This is a genomic window from Limnohabitans sp., assembly GCF_030158565.1.
Taxonomy (GTDB): domain Bacteria; phylum Pseudomonadota; class Gammaproteobacteria; order Burkholderiales; family Burkholderiaceae_C; genus Limnohabitans_A.
In genome coordinates this window covers 85,428-103,051 of record NZ_JAOASQ010000046.1, presented here as the reverse complement: position 1 = coordinate 103,051, position 17,624 = coordinate 85,428, and the positions used below count along the sequence as shown (strand labels likewise).

At 61.4% G+C, this 17,624-nt stretch carries 18 protein-coding genes; 15 read left to right on the top strand and 3 right to left on the bottom strand.

Features of this window, described 5'->3' with window-relative positions; genetic code table 11:
- Positions 1 to 46 precede the first annotated feature (46 nt).
- The 3 genes from Q1W40_RS10315 to Q1W40_RS10305 all read right to left on the bottom strand — a co-directional run bounded on the left by Q1W40_RS10315 (position 47) and on the right by Q1W40_RS10305 (position 3,262).
- Positions 47 to 1,483 carry an NAD-dependent succinate-semialdehyde dehydrogenase gene (locus Q1W40_RS10315; protein WP_300711559.1) on the bottom strand — a complete coding sequence of 479 codons (1,437 nt, stop codon included), beginning with the start codon at positions 1,481 to 1,483 and terminating at the stop codon, positions 47 to 49.
- Positions 1,484 to 1,569: 86 nt separating this feature from the next.
- Positions 1,570 to 2,439 carry a LysR family transcriptional regulator gene (locus tag Q1W40_RS10310; RefSeq protein WP_300711557.1) on the bottom strand — a complete coding sequence of 290 codons (870 nt, stop codon included), beginning with the start codon at positions 2,437 to 2,439 and terminating at the stop codon, positions 1,570 to 1,572.
- A gap of 76 nt (positions 2,440 to 2,515) precedes the next feature.
- Positions 2,516 to 3,262, bottom strand: a complete 747-nt coding sequence (locus tag Q1W40_RS10305) for a FadR/GntR family transcriptional regulator (RefSeq protein WP_300711555.1) — start codon at positions 3,260 to 3,262, stop codon at positions 2,516 to 2,518.
- A gap of 128 nt (positions 3,263 to 3,390) precedes the next feature.
- Between Q1W40_RS10305 and Q1W40_RS10300 the strand changes: the two genes are divergently transcribed.
- From Q1W40_RS10300 to Q1W40_RS10230, 15 genes are all read left to right on the top strand, one after another.
- Positions 3,391 to 4,824 (top strand): aldehyde dehydrogenase family protein, encoded by a 1,434-nt coding sequence (locus Q1W40_RS10300; protein WP_300711553.1) that lies wholly within the window; start codon positions 3,391 to 3,393, stop codon positions 4,822 to 4,824.
- A gap of 18 nt (positions 4,825 to 4,842) precedes the next feature.
- Positions 4,843 to 5,739: an NAD(P)-dependent oxidoreductase gene (locus Q1W40_RS10295; RefSeq protein ID WP_300711551.1), complete on the top strand. Its 897-nt coding sequence runs from the start codon at positions 4,843 to 4,845 to the stop codon at positions 5,737 to 5,739.
- Positions 5,736 to 6,818 (top strand): isocitrate/isopropylmalate dehydrogenase family protein, encoded by a 1,083-nt coding sequence (locus Q1W40_RS10290; RefSeq protein ID WP_300711549.1) that lies wholly within the window; start codon positions 5,736 to 5,738, stop codon positions 6,816 to 6,818. Before Q1W40_RS10295 ends, Q1W40_RS10290 begins: the two co-directional genes overlap by 4 nt.
- 145 nt (positions 6,819 to 6,963) lie before the next feature.
- A complete protein-coding gene (locus Q1W40_RS10285) occupies positions 6,964 to 7,791 on the top strand; it encodes a phosphogluconate dehydrogenase C-terminal domain-containing protein (RefSeq protein WP_300711547.1) in 828 nt (275 codons plus the stop codon).
- 48 nt (positions 7,792 to 7,839) lie between these two features.
- Positions 7,840 to 8,808 carry a TRAP transporter substrate-binding protein gene (locus tag Q1W40_RS10280; RefSeq protein ID WP_300711545.1) on the top strand — a complete coding sequence of 323 codons (969 nt, stop codon included), beginning with the start codon at positions 7,840 to 7,842 and terminating at the stop codon, positions 8,806 to 8,808.
- A gap of 74 nt (positions 8,809 to 8,882) precedes the next feature.
- A complete protein-coding gene (locus Q1W40_RS10275; RefSeq protein ID WP_300711543.1) occupies positions 8,883 to 9,395 on the top strand; it encodes a TRAP transporter small permease in 513 nt (170 codons plus the stop codon).
- The gene (locus Q1W40_RS10270; RefSeq protein WP_300711541.1) at positions 9,392 to 10,684 is read left to right on the top strand and encodes a TRAP transporter large permease; all 1,293 of its coding nucleotides are present in this window, start codon (positions 9,392 to 9,394) and stop codon (positions 10,682 to 10,684) included. The genes Q1W40_RS10275 and Q1W40_RS10270 overlap by 4 nt, the downstream gene beginning before the upstream one ends.
- 10 nt (positions 10,685 to 10,694) lie before the next feature.
- Complete coding sequence (locus tag Q1W40_RS10265) at positions 10,695 to 11,936, top strand: ribulose-bisphosphate carboxylase large subunit family protein (RefSeq protein ID WP_300711539.1); 1,242 nt, start codon at positions 10,695 to 10,697, stop codon at positions 11,934 to 11,936.
- 16 nt (positions 11,937 to 11,952) lie between these two features.
- Positions 11,953 to 13,323, top strand: coding sequence for a 3-oxo-isoapionate kinase OiaK (gene oiaK / locus Q1W40_RS10260; protein ID WP_300711537.1), 1,371 nt, complete (start codon positions 11,953 to 11,955; stop codon positions 13,321 to 13,323).
- 11 nt (positions 13,324 to 13,334) lie between these two features.
- Positions 13,335 to 14,039 (top strand): transcriptional regulator NanR, encoded by a 705-nt coding sequence (locus Q1W40_RS10255; RefSeq protein ID WP_300711535.1) that lies wholly within the window; start codon positions 13,335 to 13,337, stop codon positions 14,037 to 14,039.
- Positions 14,040 to 14,269: 230 nt separating this feature from the next.
- Complete coding sequence (locus Q1W40_RS10250; RefSeq protein WP_300711533.1) at positions 14,270 to 15,055, top strand: class III extradiol ring-cleavage dioxygenase; 786 nt, start codon at positions 14,270 to 14,272, stop codon at positions 15,053 to 15,055.
- 33 nt (positions 15,056 to 15,088) lie between these two features.
- Complete coding sequence (locus Q1W40_RS10245; RefSeq protein WP_300711531.1) at positions 15,089 to 15,631, top strand: cytochrome b; 543 nt, start codon at positions 15,089 to 15,091, stop codon at positions 15,629 to 15,631.
- A 7-nt stretch (positions 15,632 to 15,638) separates the two neighbouring features.
- The gene (locus Q1W40_RS10240; RefSeq protein WP_300711529.1) at positions 15,639 to 16,202 is read left to right on the top strand and encodes a YceI family protein; all 564 of its coding nucleotides are present in this window, start codon (positions 15,639 to 15,641) and stop codon (positions 16,200 to 16,202) included.
- 158 nt (positions 16,203 to 16,360) lie between these two features.
- The gene (locus Q1W40_RS10235; RefSeq protein WP_300711662.1) at positions 16,361 to 16,930 is read left to right on the top strand and encodes a YceI family protein; all 570 of its coding nucleotides are present in this window, start codon (positions 16,361 to 16,363) and stop codon (positions 16,928 to 16,930) included.
- 245 nt (positions 16,931 to 17,175) lie between these two features.
- Entirely contained in the window at positions 17,176 to 17,619 is a 444-nt protein-coding gene (locus Q1W40_RS10230; RefSeq protein WP_315169325.1) for a universal stress protein, read from the top strand.
- Positions 17,620 to 17,624: the final 5 nt, after the last annotated feature.

Below are 17,624 nucleotides of genomic sequence, written 5' to 3'. Positions count from 1 at the left end.
GCCCGATGTCGGGGCTAAAGCCACCGACCTACGGATCGAAGCGGTCTTAAGCGTTGAAGATCGAGACCGTCTTGGTGTTGAGGTAAGCGTCCAGCGCTTCGGGGCCGCCTTCGGAGCCGTAACCCGAATCCTTGATGCCGCCGAAAGGCAACTCGGGCCAAGGGGCTGCAGGCTGGTTGACCCAAAGCATGCCCACTTCGAGGCGCTGGCTCAGCAGGTGCGAGGTCTTGAGCGAGTTGGTGAAGGCATAACCCGACAAGCCGAAAGGCAAGCGGTTGGCTTCGGCGATCGCGTCTTCGATCTTCTCGAACGTGCGGATCGCGGCAATCGGGCCGAAGGGCTCGTTGTTCACCACATCGGCGTCCAGCGGCACATGCGACAAGACCGTGGGCGCAAAGAAGTTGCCTTCGGAACCAATGCGCTCGCCCCCGGTGAGCAGTTTGGCGCCTTTGGCCAGCGCGTCTTTCGTGATCGCCTGCATGGCCGTCAGGCGCCGGTCGTTGGCCAAGGGGCCCATGTTCGTGCCTTCGGCCAGGCCGTCACCCACCTTCAAAGAACCCGCATGCGCGGCGAACACTTGGGCAAATTCGTCGGCGATCTTGTGGTGCACCAAAAAGCGTGTGGGCGAAATGCACACCTGACCGGCATTGCGGAACTTGGCAGCGCCTGCGGCTTTCACCGCCAAAGCGATGTCACCGTCTTCGGCCACGATCACCGGGGCGTGACCACCCAGCTCCATGGTCACGCGCTTCATGTGCTGACCGGCCAGCGCGGCCAGTTGCTTGCCCACCGGGGTGGAGCCGGTGAAAGTCATCTTGCGGATGACCGGGTGGGCGATCAGGTAGTTCGAGATTTCGGACGGGGTGCCGAACACCAGACCGATCACACCCGCAGGCACGCCCGCGTCGTGGAAAGCGCGGATCAGCTCGGCGGGCGATGCCGGGGTTTCTTCAGGGGCCTTGACGATGATGGAGCAACCGGTGGCCAAAGCGGCCGACATCTTGCGCACGGCCTGGTTGATCGGGAAGTTCCAGGGCGTGAAGGCGGCCACCGGCCCCACGGGCTGCTTGAGCACGTTTTGCTGCACGTTGATGTTGCGCGGCGGCACGATGCGGCCATACACGCGGCGGCCTTCTTCGGCAAACCACTCGATGATGTCGGCGGCCGACATGGCTTCGATCTTGGCTTCGGCCAGCGGCTTGCCTTGCTCTTGCGTGAGCAGCTGGGCAATTTGGGGGGCGCGTTCGCGCATCAGGGCGGCGGCCTTGCGCATGATGGCGCTGCGCTCGTTGGCGGGCACATCACGCCAGATCTCAAAGCCCTTTTGCGCCGCTTGCGCCGCACGCTCCAGATCGGCCACACCGGCATGGGCCAATCGGCCAATCTCGGTGCCGGTGGCGGGGTTGAACACGGGCAGGGTGCGGCCGCTTTCGGCATCGCACCATTGGCCGTTGATGAAGAGCTGGGTGTTGGGGTAAGTCATGGGTTTGTCGTCCTGTGAACGCCTGAATCGGCAGTGGGCGCATTGTGGCCGAAATGGCTCAGGCCTGCGTCAAGCACGGGACACGCTCAAGCCGATCGCAAGGCTTTGGCCAGGTGCTCGATCAACACATTCACCCGATGCGGGATGTAGCGGTTGCTGGGCAGCACCGCGTAAATGCCCAAGGCCGGTGGCGCAAAGTCCTGCAAAAGCTCGACCACCTCGCCCCGCGCCAAAAAGGGCTCGGCGATGAAGTCCGGCTGGCGCGTGATGCCCAGACCCTGTGCGGCCGCTTGCGTGAGCGCCACGCCGTTGTTGGACCGGATGCGGCCGCGCACCGCAAAAGCGCTGACCTGCCCCGCGTCGGCATAAGCCCAAGTGGCCGCGTTCATGGTCATGGAATAAATCAGGCATTCATGGTGCCGCAATTGCTCGGGGTGCAGCGGCTGGCCATGCTCTGACAAATAACCGGGCGAGGCCAGCGTGAGCAAGTGGCATTCGCCCAGGTGCCGCACGATGTCGCCCGGCTGCAAATCGGCGGTGATGCGGATCGACAAGTCGATGCCTTCTTCAATCAGGTTGGAGCGCTGGTCTGAAAAATCCATCATCAGCTCGATGTGCGGCTGCGCCTTGGCGAAGTCAAGCAAGGCGGGCATGAGCCGCTGCAAGCCAAAGCTCAGCGGCAGCCCTAGCCGGATGCGGCCACGCGGCACGGCTTTTTCTTCGTCCAGGCTGGCTTCGGCCGCGTCCACCATGTTCAGGATGACTCGGCACTTTTCCAGATAAGCGGCACCGGCGGCAGTCAAGGTCAGGCTGCGCGTGCTGCGGGTGATGAGCTTGACGCGCAGGTGCTTTTCCAGTGCGGCGATCTGCCGCGTGACCACCGAGCGGGCCACCTGCATCTGATCGGCCACGGCGGTGAATGTGCCCGCTTCAGCCACGCGCACAAAAATTTGCATTGCATCGAGCTTGTCCATTGTTGCTGATTCTGCAACAACTCAAGCCAGTTTTATGGCGCGCATGATCCGCAATGCCTCAATTCGGTGAGGGCTCCAGCATCCGGATGCGAGCCTTTTCAATGTGGCTGCGCATGGCCCGACGGGCACTTTCGGCATCTTGTCGCTCAATGCTGCGGTAAATATCGCGGTGTTCATCCAGCACGTCATGGGTACGTTGCCAGGGCTTGAGCCGGACCAAGTGCCGGGTCATGTTGACGGCATGGCTGACGTCGTACTGCAAAGTCTGGATGACTTGGAGCATGCGCGGGTTGGCGCTGGCGCGGGCAATGGCTTCGTGAAACTGGAAATCGAAATGGTGGGCCACATCGCCTTTGGCCGCCGCTTGTTCAAAACCATCCAGAGCGGCCGCCATGTTTTGCAAATCAGCCTGATTGCGCCGCAAAGCTGCCCAGTGGGCGCATTCAGGCTCCAGCACCAGACGCAATTCCTGCCCGTGGAGCCAGTGGCTGATGTCGGGTTCCTGAGGAGGGCGGGTCGAGACCTGCTGCCAGTCGGGCCGCACAAAGGTGCCCGAACCGCGGACCGATTCGATCAGTTGGTCGCTGCGCAGCCGGTCCAGTGCCTGGCGCACCACTGGTCGCGAGACCTGGAAAAATGTGGCCAGTTGTTGCTCGGGAGGCAGGCGTGTAGTCGGTGCCAGTTTGCCAGTCAGGATGGCGTGGAAGAGGCTTTCGTACACCCGCTCGGCAAAACGTTCGTGCTTGACGGGCTGCAACCGGGCCAAGGCATTGGACGGGGCAGATTCACGCTCGGGTGTGGTCATGAAATGGCCTGTTGAAGAGATCAATCTATTTTACAAATCGGCAGACGTGGGTAAGTCCTTGCTGAGCGCGTCGAATTTTTGTCGAATCATCCTGTAAACTGAGTTAACAACTTTTCAGGCCATACCCCATGAAACGGCACTACATCGCCAACCAGCACATCGCGCCCGCATCGGGGCAGGACATCCCGGTGATCGACCCGTCTACGGGCGAACAGTACGACGCCATTGCCCGAGGCAACGCCACCGACATTGACCGTGCCGTGCACGCCGCGCGCGAAGCCTTCGACGGCGACTGGGGCCGCCTGACCGCCACCGAACGCGGCCGCTTGCTGCACCGCCTGTCGCAGCACATGCTGGCGCACATCGACGAGTTGGCCGCCATCGAGTCGCGTGACTGCGGCAAGCCCACCACGCTGGCGCGTGGTGACGTCACGGCGGTGGCGCGTTACTTTGAGTTTTATGCCGGTGCGGCCGACAAGCTCATGGGTGAGACCATTCCTTTTTACAACGGGCACACCGTGTTCACCTTGCGCGAACCGTTTGGCGTGACCGGGCACGTCATCCCCTGGAATTACCCGCTGCAAATTTTTGGCCGCAGCGTGGCCGCTTCGCTGGCGGTGGGCAATGCCTGCGTGGTCAAGCCCGCTGAAGATGCTTGCTTGTCGATCCTGCGTGTGGCCGAGATGGCCGCCGAGGTCGGCTTTCCGGCGGGGGCGCTCAATATCGTGACCGGTTATGGCCACGAAGCGGGTGACCTGCTGGTGCGCCACCAGGGCGTGGACCATGTGTCTTTCACCGGCTCGCCCCGTGTGGGTCAGTTGGTGGTGCAGGCCGCGGCCGAGCACCATGCACCGGTGACGCTGGAGCTGGGCGGCAAGTCGCCGCAGATCATTTTTGGCGACGCCGACATGGACGCCATGACCACGGTGGTGACCAACGCCATCGTGCAAAACGCGGGCCAGACCTGCTCGGCCGGTAGCCGCGCGCTGGTGCACCGCCCGGTGTACGAAGCGGTGGTGGAGCGCTTGGCCAAGTCTTTTGCCGCCACCCGCACCGGCCCGGCCCACATGGACCTGAACTGTGGCCCACTGATCCGCGAGTCGCAAATGCAGCGCGTGCGCAGCTTTGTCGAACTGGCCAAAACCGATGGCCTGCCGATCGCTGCGCAGGGCCAACTGGTGCCCGAGGCGCCAAAAGGTGGCTTCTACCAAGTGCCCACGCTGATCCGCGACGTGCCGATTGGCCACCGCATTGCACAAGAAGAAATCTTCGGCCCTGTGCTGGCGATCAGCCCCTTTGACGATGAGGACCACGCCATCGAGCTGGCCAACGGCACCGAATACGGTCTGGCCGCAGCGCTGTGGACGCAGGACGGCGGCCGCCAGCTGCGCATGGCCCGGCGTCTGCGCAGCGGCCAGGTGTTTGTGAACAACTACGGTGCAGGTGGCGGCATCGAGTTGCCGTTTGGCGGCGTCAAGGCCAGCGGCCACGGCCGCGAAAAAGGCTTTGAAGCGCTCTACAGCTTCACCACGCTCAAAACCGTCACCATCAAGCACGGCTGAACGCCGCTGGAGCCTAACATGCAAAACCCCCGCATCGGCATGATCGGCCTGGGCCTGATGGGCCTGGGCATCGCCACCAACATCGTCAAAAAGGGCTTTGCCCTGACCGCCATGGAACACCCCGGCAACCAGCCCCTGGGTGACTTGATCGCCGCAGGTGCCAAGACTGCGCCGACCGCGCAAGCCGTGGCGCAGGCCAGCGACGTGGTGATCCTGTGCGTCAATGGCTCGGCCCAAGTCGAGGCCATTTTGGCGGGCGACACCGGCCTCTTGGCTGGCCTGCGCCAAGGCATGACGGTGATCGACTGCTCGACCAGCATCCCGGCGTCCACCCAGCAGGTGGCGGCCACGTTGGCGCAGCGCGGTGTGCGTTTCATGGATGCGGCCATGACCCGCACGCCCAACGAAGCGATGCAGGGCCGCCTGAACCTGTTGATCGGTGGCGATGCGGCGCTGCTCGAAGAAGTGCGACCCTTGTTGTCTACCTTCGCCGAAAACATCGTGCATGCGGGCGCAGTGAGCGCGGGCCACAGCATGAAACTGTTGCACAACTTTGTCTCGCTCGGCTCGGTCACGTTGCTGGCAGAAGCGGCTGCCTGCGCACGCCGCTCGGGCATCGACGATGCGGTGTTTGTCGAGGTGCTCGAAAAGGGTGGCGGTTGGGGTGCAGCGCTGGAACGCCTCAAGCCTTATTTGCTGCGCGGTGAAACGTCTGGCCTGCGTTTTTCGATGGGCAACGCCCTGAAAGACCTGGGCTATTACGCCGACATGGCGCACGAGACCGGTTCGCACGATGCCGCAGCCCAAGCCATGCAAGCCACGCTGGCCGTGGCCTGCCAGGCGGTCGACCCGCAAACCCTGCTGCCCGAGCTGGTGGGGCAGTTGGCCAAGGGTGCGCTCAAGGCCAAAGCATGAGCTACAACATCGTCACCATCGATGGCGATGGCATTGGCCCCGAAGTCTGTCAAGCGGCGATGGCTGTGCTGCGCGAAGCCTGTGGCAGTGACCGGCTCAACTTCATCCCCTGTGATGGAGGTGCCCAGCATTACCAGCGCACTGGGCAAGTGCTGCCCGATGACACGCTGCAAGCTTGCCGCAGCGCACACGCCATACTGCATGGCGCGGCGGGACTCCCTGGCGTGACTTACCCCGACGGCACGGAAGTGGGCAATGACCTGCATCTGCGTCTGCGCTTCAAGCTCGACCTGTTTGCCAATGTGCGCCCCATTCGTTTGTTGCGGGGTGTGCAGTGTCCTTTGAAGGACTGGCAACCTGGCCAGATCGATTATGTGATCGTGCGCGAGAACACCGAAGGCCTGTACGCCAGTCGGGGCGGTGGTGTGCGCTTGCGTGACGAGTTGGCCACCGACACCTTGGTCGTGACCCGCAAGGGTGTCGAGCGTGTGGCTCGTTTTGCGTTTGACCTGTCCCGTCAACGCCAGGGTGCGCCGCGTGATGGACAACGCCGCGTGACCGTGTGTGACAAGGCCAACATCCTCAACAGCTACGCGTTTTTCCGAGCCGTGTGCACGGAAGTCGCGCAGGCCTACGCTGATGTGGCCATCGACTATGCCTATGCCGACGCCATCACGGTGCACATGATCAAGAAGCCCGATTTTTACGACGTGATCGTGGCCGAAAACATGTTCGGCGACATCATCTCCGATTTGGGCGCAGGTACCGTGGGTGGTCTGGGCGTGGCTTCTTCGGCCGAGCTGGGTGAACACCATGGCCTGTTTCAGGGGGCGCACGGCTCGGCCCCTGACATTGCGGGGCAAGACGCGGCCAGCCCGGTGGCCACCATGCTGTCGGCCGCGCTCATGCTGCGCTGGCTGGGCGAGCGCCATGCCGATGACGCTTTGCTCAGTGATGCCAAACGCATCGAGTCAGCGGTCGAAGACGTGCTGGCACAAGGCCACGTGGTTCCGGCCGACCAAGGCGGCAAGGCGCGCTGCTCTGAATTCACCGAAGCGGTTTTGCGTCAATTGCGTTAACTAGCCCTGAACACGGGACTTCCCAGCCGCTGCATCCTGCACAGGTTCGGGTAAGTCTCTATTTTCTTGCCTGGTTAACTTGTCATACCATCATGCCATCATTCAAGTCGGTTTTCGCCGGCTCATTTCACCATCAGGAAAACACATGACCTCCATCGCATTGTTGGGAGCCGGCGGCAAAATGGGTGCCCGCCTCGCCAAAAACCTCCAAGGCTCGCCGTTCGAGGTGCGCCATGTCGAAGTCAGCCAGGCTGGACAAGAGCGCCTGCTGAACGAGTTGGGCATCCACTGCTGCAGCATCGACGACGCGCTCCAAGGTGTGGATGCCGTGATCCTGGCCGTACCGGATACGCTGATCGGGCGCATTGCCGCTGACATTTCGCCCAAGCTGGCCTCAGGCACCATGGTCATCACGCTTGATGCTGCAGCGCCTTTCGCCGGTCATCTGCCCCAGCGAGACGATTTGGTCTACTTCGTTACCCACCCTTGCCATCCCAACATCTTCAACCCACAAGTGCATGTGGAAGGCTCGCCTGATTACTTTGGAGGTCTGCGTGCGCCTCAATCGATCGTCAACGCGCTCATGCAAGGCCCTGAAGAAGCTTATGTCCTGGGTGAGTCGATTGCCAAACTGATTTACCAACCCATCGAACGCTCGTACCGCGTTACGGTGGAGCAAATGGCGCTGCTCGAGCCCGGCTTGTCGGAGACCGTCTGTGCCACCTTGCTGGACGTCATGCGCGAAGCCATGGATGAGGTGGTGGCCCGCGGCGTACCTGCCGATGCCGCGCGCGATTTTCTTCTGGGTCACATGACCATTTTGTCGGCCGTCATCTTCAAGCAGATTCCAGGTCAATTCTCGGACGCCTGTAACAAGGCCATCACCTTTGGCAAACCGCGTCTGATGCGCGACGACTGGAAAAAAATCTTTGATCGCCAGGAGATCGCCGACAGCATCCAGCGCATCACCTGAGACCTTCATTCCGCCAATCTTTCTCACCACAACCTACAGGAGACATCAATGAAAACATGGCGATTAGCAGCGACCGCAATTGGGGTGGCCATAGGCATAGGCGCACAAGCGCAAACCACCATAAAAATTGGATACACACCAGCGGCCACTTCGCATTACGGCGTGGGCTCCACGGTGCTGTGCGACGAGATCGAAAAAGGCACACAGGGCCGTTACAAGTGCCAGCAATTCCCGGCAGGCTCCTTGGGCGGCGAGCGAGAAATGATCGAAGCCGTACAACTGGGCACGCTCGATATCGTCAACACTTCCACCGGTCCGGTGGGCAACTTCGTGCCCGAAGTCAAGATTGTGGATATTCCCTTCCTGTTCCGCGACTATGACCACGCTCGCCGATACCTTGACAGCGCAGCAGGACAGGATTTGCTGACCAAATTCCCATCCAAAGGTCTGGTGGCATTGGCCTGGACAGAAAACGGTTTCCGCCACATGACCAACAGCAAACGCGCCATCGTCAAGCCCACTGACGCGGCCGGTCTGAAGATGCGCACCATGGAGAACAAAGTGCACATGGAAGGCTACAAAGCCTTCGGCATTCAGCCTACCCCCATGTCCTTCCCTGAAGTGTTTGGCGCATTGCAGCAAGGTGCCGTGGATGGACAGGAAAATCCCATCCCCGTGATCCTGGCTTCCAAGTTCTCGCAAGTACAAAAGCACCTGTCGCTCACAGGCCATGTGTACTCACCCGCTCTTTACCTGACCTCGCCGCGCCTGATGAACAAGCTCAGCGAAGCCGATAAGAAAGTTTTTTATGAAGCCGCCAAGAAAGCCGCAGCGGCCCAGCGCAAGAAAGTCAATGAAGACGAAGACAACGGCATTGCCCAGCTCGAAAAAGAAGGCATGAGCGTGGTGCGCAAGGTCGATGGCGCAGCTTTCCGCACGGCGCTGGCCCCGGCCATGGCGTCCTACACCAAGGAGTTCGGGGCTGACAACATCCGCAAGATCCAGGACTTCAAGTAAAGCCTATTTCCCTTGAGCAACGGCCTGTGCAGACCTGTCCGCACAGGCCGTTCTTACAAAATGCAGGATGCGCCATGAAAAGATTCGAAGACTACTTTCTCGCCTTCAACCGATGGGCCTTGATCCTGATCCTGGCCGCCATGTCGGTGATCATCTTCACCAACGTAATGCTGCGCTACACCACCAGCCAATCCATTGAATGGGCCGAGGAAGTGGCCCGTCACTTGATGCTCTGGCTGACCTTCATCGGCTGCGGCCCCGTCCTGCGTTACGGCGGGCACATCGCCATCGACAACCTGCAAGACAGCCTGCCGACCCGAGGGGCTCAGATCCTGCGGGTGCTGATTGCTTTGCTGATCACCGGATTTTGTATTTTTGCGATCTGGTTTGGCCTGCAGTACATGGACCGCACGCAATACCAAAGCACCCCTGCGACCCAGATTTCGTTTGCCTGGATTTACCTGGCCCTGCCATTGGGCATGGCCATGACCTTGATCCACTGGCTGCTGATCGTGCGCAGCTACATTGCACGCCGCGAATTTGCCAGCGATGCCCACTTTGACGCCACCGCGAGTGCATCCCTATGAGCGCCAGCCTGATCCTCCTGATTTCTGCCTGCATCTACCTGGCCATCGGCGTGCCCGTGGCGTTTGCCCTGGGCCTGTCCACCGTCACGGCTTTGGTCATCTCCGATGCCTACCCCATGCTGGCCTTGCTGAAAGAAACCTTCACGGGTGTGGACAGCTTCCCGCTCATGGCGGTGCCCTTCTTCATTTTGGCGGCCGAGCTGATGAGCGGCGGCTCCTTGACCGAGGTGCTGCTCAAGTTTGCGGGACAGTTCGTGGGCCACAAGCGCGGTGGCCTGGGTTACACCAACGTGGTGTCGCTCACCTTCTTCTCGGGCATCTCCGGTTCGGCCCTGGCCGACGCGGCAGGCCCCGGCTCCATGCTGATCCGCATGATGGACAAGGCCGGTTATGGCCGACCCTATGCCGCAGCGCTCACGGCGTCCACCGCCATCGTGGGCCCGATCATTCCGCCCTCGATCATCATGATCATTTATGCCTTGGCCGACGACAACGTCTCGGTCGGTGCGCTGTTCATTGCAGGCTTGATCCCGGGCGTGCTGATCGCCGCTGCCATGTGCTTGGTGAATTTCTACATTTCCAAGCAACGCAACTACAAAGGCGACGGCCAGATGCCCAGCGGCCCGGAAATTCTGCGCACCACCTGGAAAGCGCTGCCCGCCATCTTGCTGCCCGTGCTGATTTTGGGCGGCATGCGAGCGGGCTGGTTCACGCCCACCGAAGCGTCGGTGGTGGCGGTGTTCTACGCGCTCATCTGCGGCAAGTTCATTTACCGAACGCTCGAGTGGAAGGCCGTACCCGACATCCTGTCGCGCTCGGCCCTGCTCACGGCTTCGGTGCTGCTGATCATTGGCACGTCAGCGTCGTTTGCCTGGATTTTGACGATCGAAGGCATGCCCCAAACGGTGGCCGCCTGGATCTCCAGCATGCAGCTCAATGCCTGGACCTTCCTGATCGTCATCAACGTCTTCTTGTTGATCTTCGGCATCTTCATCGAACCGCTGCCGGGCGTGATGGTGCTGGTGCCCATTCTGGCCCCCGTGGCGGCCAAACTGGGCATCGACCCGATCCACTTTGCGATGGTGGTGATCTACAACCTCACGCTGGGCATGATCACGCCGCCCGTGGGCGGCTTGCTGTTTGTGACCTCCAACGTGTCCAAAGTGCCGCTGACGGAGCTGACACGCGAACTCAAGCCCTTCCTGTGGGCGCACGGCGTGGTGTTGGTGCTGCTGACTTTTGTGCCTGCGCTGTCGAACTGGCTGCCACATGTGATGGGCTTCAAATAAGGGACCGATGATGACGCAAAGAATTGTGGCCAAGTACTGGCTGGAAACTGGTGACGACCCGATGCGGGCAGCTGAAACCATCGCGGGGGAGCAGTCGAGTGGCACTTTCCTGAAGCTGGCTGCCGAAACCCCGCAGCTCAAGGAAAGATCGGGCGCACGGGTAGAGGCGCTGGAAATCCTGGATGTGGCCGACGCCCCCAGTCTGCCCGGCGGGATGGCATCCAAGCGTTACACACGCTGTCTGCTCACGCTGTCCTGGCCACTGGAGAACCTGGGGCCGTGTCTGCCCACCTTGATGGCCACCGTGGCGGGCAACCTCTTTGAGCTGCGGCAGGTCTCGGGTTTGCGCCTGCTGGAGCTGCGATTGCCCGAGGCGTTCGCCCGGGCCTACCCCGGTCCTGCTTTTGGCATGGCAGGCACACGGCGTTTGAGCGGCGTACAACAGGGGCCACTGATCGGCACCATCATCAAACCCAGCGTGGGGCTGAACCCGCAGGAGACGGCCGAACAAGTGAAGATGCTGGTTGACGGTGGTATCGACTTCATCAAGGACGATGAATTGCAGGCCGATGGGCCGCACTGTCCTTTCGAAGAGCGCGTGACAGCCGTCATGCGTGTGGTGAACGAGGCTGCGCAACGTACAGGTCGCCAAGTGATGGTGGCATTCAACATCACTGGCGAGCTCGACCAGATGAAGCGCCGCCATGATTGGGTCTTGCGCCATGGTGGTACCTGCGTGATGGCCTGTCTCAATTCGGTGGGTTTGGTGGGCATGACCGCATTGCGCAGGCACAGCGCCTTGCCCATCCACGCGCACCGTGCGGGTTGGGGTTTCCTCAGCCGCAGCCCTGCGCTGGGTTGGGATTTCGCAGCCTGGCAAACCTTTTGGCGGCTGGCCGGGGTCGACCATCTGCACGTCAATGGTTTGCGCAACAAGTTCAGTGACAGCGACGAAACGGTGATTGATGCGGCACGCTCGGTGATCCAGCCTCTGTTCAAGGACCAGCCCATGTTGGCCGTGCCGGTGTTCAGCTCGGCACAGACTGGTCTACAAGCGCACGACACATTCAAGGCGCTGGGCAACGCAGACTTGATCTGCACAGCCGGTGGTGGCATCTTCGGTCACCCGCAAGGGGTATCGGCAGGGGTATCGGCTCTGCGCGAAGCCTGGGAGGCCGCACAGGCCGGGGTAGATTTGCGCACGTATGCTGCCACGCGCCCTGCTCTGCAAAGCGCGCTCAGCTTTTGGTGAACGTCAGACACAATCCATGCACGACCATTTACCTGCCGAGGGGCTTTGGCTAACCTATTACGGCGACGATTTCACGGGCTCCACCGATGTATTGGAGGCCTTCACAGCTGCTGGCGTGCCCACAGTGCTTTTTTTGCAGCCACCACGACCGGAAGACTTGGCGCGCTTTCCCGGTGTGCGCTGTGTCGGCGTGGCCGGTCAATCGCGCGGCAAAAGCCCGGCCTGGATGCGTGCAGCCCTGCCAGAGGTGTTCGCACGCCTGTCGGCTTTGGGTGCGCCCATCGTGCAATACAAGGTGTGCTCCACCTTTGATTCATCCCCCGAAGTGGGCTCCATCGGTCAAGCCATTGACCTGGGGATGCAATCCACAAAGGCGCGCTGGTCTCCGATCGTGGTGGGTGCACCACGCCTGCAGCGCTACCAGGTTTTCGGCCATTTGTTTGCCGCCGCCCAAGGCGAGGTCTGGCGCATTGACCGCCACCCAACCATGTCGCGCCATCCTGTCACGCCCATGCACGAAAGCGATCTGCGAGTGCACCTAGCGCAGCAGACACCACGCCGCATCGGACTGGTCAATCTGGCGCAAATGACCCAAGGCCAGGCCGATGAAATCTGGCAAAGCCTGCAAGGCCCTGACCAGCCGGTGGTGATGCTTGACGTGGCCGATGTCCTGTCCCAACGCGAGGCTGGGCGGCTGGTTTGGCAGCAGCGAGGACAAGGGGTGTTCAGTGCCTCGTCTTCCGGCTTGCAGTACGCCTTGGCCGAATATTGGCGCAGCTGCGGATGGCTGGCGCCACAGCCTGCCTTGCCACAAGCCCAGGCACAGAGCTGCATCGGTGTGGTCAGTGGCAGTTGTTCGCCCATGAGTGCAGCCCAAATTGATTGGGCCGAACAGCACGGCTTTCTGACCGTGCGGCTCGATGTGGCGCAATGTCTCGACCCGCTGCAGGCTGAAATGGAGATCACGCGCCTGGTGACGCTGGCCACCGATGCCGTGGCCCATGGTGTGTCGCCCCTGATTTACTCGGCGCGAGGCCCGGACGACCCGGCTGTCCAAGGCTTTGACGCAATGGTCCAGCGGGCCGCTTGCGACAAAGCCCAGGCGAGCGAGCGCATTGGCATGGCGCTGGCCGAAATCATGCGTCGCCTGCTGGATCAGACGGCGCTGCGCCGCATCGTGGTGGCCGGAGGCGACAGTTCCGGTGCGGTGGCCAGCCATCTGGGTGTTCAGGCGTTGACGGTGTCCGCCGGTATGGCCCCTGGCGTGCCTCTGTGTAGGGTTTGGTCTGATAATCCTCGTCGCGATGGTCTGGAAATGGCACTCAAGGGTGGGCAACTCGGTGCCCCTTCTTTTTATGGTGATGTGCGTGCGGGACGTGTCGGTTAAGGAATCATGAAGTGGCAGAGCAGATACAGCGGCGCAAGCTCTATCAGGAAGTGCTTGATCGCCTGATGGCGAGGATCACCTCCGGCGAAATTGCGCCGGGTCATCAATTTCCTTCGGAACGTGAGCTCATGGAGTTTTACGGCGTGGGCCGTGTGGCCGTGCGCGAAGCCTTGCAGGAGCTCGCTCGCTCGGGGATTGTCGAAATCTCGCACGGCGAGCGTGCCAGGGTGACGGTGCCTACTGCCCATTTGTTGATTGAACAAATCGCCGAGGGTGCCCGCCATCTGCTGCGCATGCAGCCGGAGACGCTGGAACACCTCAAGGATGCGCGGCTGTTTCTGGAAGTTGGCATGGTGCGACAAGCGGCAGAAAAAGCGACACCTGATGACGTGCAGCGTTTGCGAGACCGGCTGGCTGCACATCAGGCTTCGCTCAGCACACTCGACCAGTTCCTCAAGCGCGACATGGAATTTCACCGCGAGATCGCCCGCATCAGCGGCAATCCAATATTTCCAGCCATCGTCGAAGCCCTGTTTGGCTGGGCCAGTGAGTATTACCACACCATCGTCCGCGCACCCGGCGCCGAATCGCTCACGCTGGCCGAGCACCAGCGCATCATCGATGCCATTGCCCAAGGCAATGCCGAGGAAGCGGCCAAGGCCATGTCCGATCACCTCACTCGGGCAAGCGATCTGTACCGCCAAGCCGGGCTTTGACGCCCCCGAGCTGGCTGCCCCCCTCATTCACAGCGAGCCAACAGGCACAAACGGGACCCGCGCCAGTTTGACCGACATACGATCGCCCAATTGTTGCAATTAATGCAACAAATATTTGATCATTCACTACTTTTTCTATGGGTTTGAAGCGCCTAAAGTTCAACCCATCCCGCAGTGCCACCTCCTGTTTTTGGCGCTGCCCCTTCCAAACCTTGTCGGACTCCAACACCATGTCTGCCCCACGCTCTGTCCTGTTTGTGCCCCACGGCTCCCCCATGTTTGCCCTGCACCCCGGTGCGGCGGGCGCGGCCATGACGCAGCTGGCGGCGCGCTTGGGCACGCCCCGTGCCATCGTGGTGGTCAGCCCGCACTGGGAAACCGCCGTGCCCACGGTGGGCTTGGCCACCCGACCTGAAACCATCCACGACTTTGGCGGCTTTGCCCCGCGTCTGTACGAGATGCAATACCCCGCCACGGGCTGTCCCGAAGTGGCCGCCCAAGTGGTCAGCGCCCTGCAAAACGCCGGTTTGCCCGTGGCGCAAGACGCCGAGCGCGGCCTGGACCACGGCGCATGGATTCCACTGCGACAAATGTTCCCCGACGCCGATGTGCCCGTGGTGCCGCTGTCGGTGCAAAGCCACCTGGGCCCGGAGCACGCTTACCGCGTGGGCCAGGCGCTGGCCGGTTTGGCACAGCAGGGCATCCTGGTGGTGGGCTCGGGCAACATCACGCACAACCTGCGCGACTTCATGGTGGTGCGCATGCAAGGCGGTGCCACCCCTGCCTATGTGCAGGCCTTTGCCGACTGGGTTCACACCCACATGACGGCACGCGACGTGCCCGGCTTGCTGGCCTACCGCCAGCAGGCGGCAGGCCAGCGCGCCCACCCGACCGACGAGCACCTGCTGCCTTTGTTCACCGCCTTAGGCGCTGCGGGCGCTGACGCACAGCCTGAAGCGTTTTTCCGGGGTATCAGTGACCATGTGATCGCCATGGATGGCTACACCTTCCACTGAACACCGCACAAGAAGACCCGACAGGAACACCCCATGAGCACCGCGCACTACACCCGCACTGCCAAAAGCCTGCACTGGCTCATGGCCCTGATGATCTTCGGCCTGCTGGGCCTGGGGTTTTACATGAGCGGCTTGCCCCTGTCGCCCGACAAACTGCAGCTGTACTCCTGGCACAAATGGGCGGGCGTCACCGTCTTTGTGCTGGTCTGGCTGCGCCTGGCTTGGCGCATCACGCACCGACCACCGCCCATGTCGGCAGGCATGTATGGCGCGGTCAAACTGGCCGCCATCGCCGGACACTGGATGCTCTATGTCTTCATGGTCGTCATCCCATTGACCGGCTGGCTCATGAGCTCGGCCAAGGGCTTTCAAACGGTCTGGTTCGGCGTGCTGCCCATCCCGGACCTGATCGGCAAAGACAAAGCGCTGGGTCGCTCGCTGACCGAACTGCACGAAGCGTTGAACATCGCCTTCCTCTTGCTGATCGTGGTGCACGCGCTGGCGGCTTTCATGCACCACTTTGTGCACAAAGACGACACGCTGCGCCGCATGCTGCCTGGCACATCCAAACCCTGAGAACCCCATGAACCTTCTGAACAAAACCCTGGCGCTGGCCCTCACCGCCTTGGCCTTGCAATCACACGCTGCGCCCTACCAGGCCATCGTGCCCACCAAAAGCAGCGTCACCTTCAGCTACAAACAAATGGGCGTGGCCATCGACGGTCGCTTCAAGAAGTTTGCCGCGCAGGTGAACTTTGACCCGGCCAAAGCCGATGCCGCCAAAGCCAGCTTCGAAGTCGAGCTGGCCAGCGTGGACGCCGGATCGAGCGAAGCCGATGACGAAGTCGTGACCAAGTCCTGGTTCAACGCCGCCGCATTTCCCAAGGCCACATTCGTGGCCAAACAATTCAAACAGACGGCACCCAACCAGTATGAAGTCAGCGGCACGCTGAGCATCAAGGGCCAGACCCGCGACGTGAAGTTCCCGATGAAGCACACCGCGCAAGGCAAAGACGGCGTGCTGACCGGCGGCTTCACGCTCAAGCGTGGCGACTTCAACATCGGCGAAGGCATGTGGGCCAAGTTCGATGTGGTGGCCAACGACATCCAGGTCAACTTTTCCCTCACCGCGTCACAAGGCAAATGAACTTGCCCAAGACATGGACCCCCGATCGCGTCGGGGTTGACAAACAGTAGACCCCGGATCAAGTCCGGGGTGACAAAGGAAAGTTGTCATACCCGCGCACGCGGGTATCCATCCCCTTTTCCCCTCACTTTTCTAACAGGAGCTTTCCCATGACATCTTTGAAAAAACTCAGCGCCGCGTTGGCCTTTGCATCCCTGGCCGCTGGCTCGGCCTTGGCCGCACCCGTGACCTACAACGTGGACAGCTCGCACACCTTCCCGCGTTTTTCGTACTCGCACTTCGGCTACTCGACCCAGCTGAGCAGCTTCAGCAAAACCAGCGGCAAAGTGGTGTTTGACGCCGAAGCCAAAACCGGCTCGGTGGACATCGAAATCGACATGACCTCGGTCAACACCGGCTCGGTGGACTTCAACGGTCACATCCAGGGCGAAGACTTCCTTCATACAGCCAAATTCCCCAAGGCCACCTTCAAGTCCACCAAAGTGGTGTTTGAAGGCGACAAGCCCAAGGCCATCGAAGGCAACCTGACCATCAAAGGCGTGACCAAGCCCGTGACCCTGACAGTCACCAGCTTCCAGGCCATGCCCCACCCCATGATGAAAAAGCCAGCACTCGGTGCCAACGCTTTCACCACCATCAAGCGCACCGAGTTCAATGCAGGCAAATACGCCCCTTACGTGGGTGACGAAGTGCGCATCGACATCGCCATCGAAGCCGTGGCACCCTGATGCGCTGACCCCTTCTTGATCCGTCACGACGGGTCATGAACCCCCAAGCCCCCCGCAACGCATGCGTTGCGGGGGGCTTTGTTTTGGGTATCTATCCGATCCACACCGTCTGATCAATGGCCTGTTCACCGTGGCCGACCTAGGATGCTTCTTCACCTTTCATCAACCCAAGCCGGGAGTTGTGCATGCGACCTGAAATGCTCGCCCAAATGCAACGGGTCCCGCATGCCCAAGTGGAGACGGTCATGTCCTTGTTCAAAAAAATCCTGGTGCCGATCGATGGCAGCAAAACCTCCGACAAAGCCCTGGACTACGCCTTGCGCCTGGCCCACGAAGGCAAGGGTCAGGTCCGGCTGGTGCATTGCATCGATGAGTTGTCTTTTCTGGGCAGCCACGAATACTCGGGCGAACTGATGCAAATCGCCCGTGAAAACGGCAACCGCATTTTGCAAACCGGCACCGCCACCGCCAAAGCCATGGGCGTGGCCGCAGACCATGTGCTGATTAACCGCGTGGCGCAGCGCTTGGGCGACTCGGTGGCCGATGCCGCAGGCGATTGGGGTGCCGACCTGATCGTGATCGGCACGCACGGGCGGCGCGGCATCGGGCGCGTGCTGCTGGGCAGCGGCTCCGAACAAATCATGCGGCTGTCACCGGTGCCGGTGCTGATGATCCGGGGCTTTGATTGAGCTGC

Coding starts and splice junctions, on each gene's coding strand:
- Q1W40_RS10315 (WP_300711559.1), bottom strand. CDS start 1,483: ATGACTTACCCCAACACCCAGCTCTTCATCAACGGCCAATGGTGCGAT.
- Q1W40_RS10310 (WP_300711557.1), bottom strand. CDS start 2,439: ATGCAAATTTTTGTGCGCGTGGCTGAAGCGGGCACATTCACCGCCGTG.
- Q1W40_RS10305 (WP_300711555.1), bottom strand. CDS start 3,262: ATGACCACACCCGAGCGTGAATCTGCCCCGTCCAATGCCTTGGCCCGG.
- Q1W40_RS10300 (WP_300711553.1), top strand. CDS start 3,391: ATGAAACGGCACTACATCGCCAACCAGCACATCGCGCCCGCATCGGGG.
- Q1W40_RS10295 (WP_300711551.1), top strand. CDS start 4,843: ATGCAAAACCCCCGCATCGGCATGATCGGCCTGGGCCTGATGGGCCTG.
- Q1W40_RS10290 (WP_300711549.1), top strand. CDS start 5,736: ATGAGCTACAACATCGTCACCATCGATGGCGATGGCATTGGCCCCGAA.
- Q1W40_RS10285 (WP_300711547.1), top strand. CDS start 6,964: ATGACCTCCATCGCATTGTTGGGAGCCGGCGGCAAAATGGGTGCCCGC.
- Q1W40_RS10280 (WP_300711545.1), top strand. CDS start 7,840: ATGAAAACATGGCGATTAGCAGCGACCGCAATTGGGGTGGCCATAGGC.
- Q1W40_RS10275 (WP_300711543.1), top strand. CDS start 8,883: ATGAAAAGATTCGAAGACTACTTTCTCGCCTTCAACCGATGGGCCTTG.
- Q1W40_RS10270 (WP_300711541.1), top strand. CDS start 9,392: ATGAGCGCCAGCCTGATCCTCCTGATTTCTGCCTGCATCTACCTGGCC.
- Q1W40_RS10265 (WP_300711539.1), top strand. CDS start 10,695: ATGACGCAAAGAATTGTGGCCAAGTACTGGCTGGAAACTGGTGACGAC.
- oiaK (WP_300711537.1), top strand. CDS start 11,953: ATGCACGACCATTTACCTGCCGAGGGGCTTTGGCTAACCTATTACGGC.
- Q1W40_RS10250 (WP_300711533.1), top strand. CDS start 14,270: ATGTCTGCCCCACGCTCTGTCCTGTTTGTGCCCCACGGCTCCCCCATG.
- Q1W40_RS10245 (WP_300711531.1), top strand. CDS start 15,089: ATGAGCACCGCGCACTACACCCGCACTGCCAAAAGCCTGCACTGGCTC.
- Q1W40_RS10240 (WP_300711529.1), top strand. CDS start 15,639: ATGAACCTTCTGAACAAAACCCTGGCGCTGGCCCTCACCGCCTTGGCC.
- Q1W40_RS10230 (WP_315169325.1), top strand. CDS start 17,176: ATGTCCTTGTTCAAAAAAATCCTGGTGCCGATCGATGGCAGCAAAACC.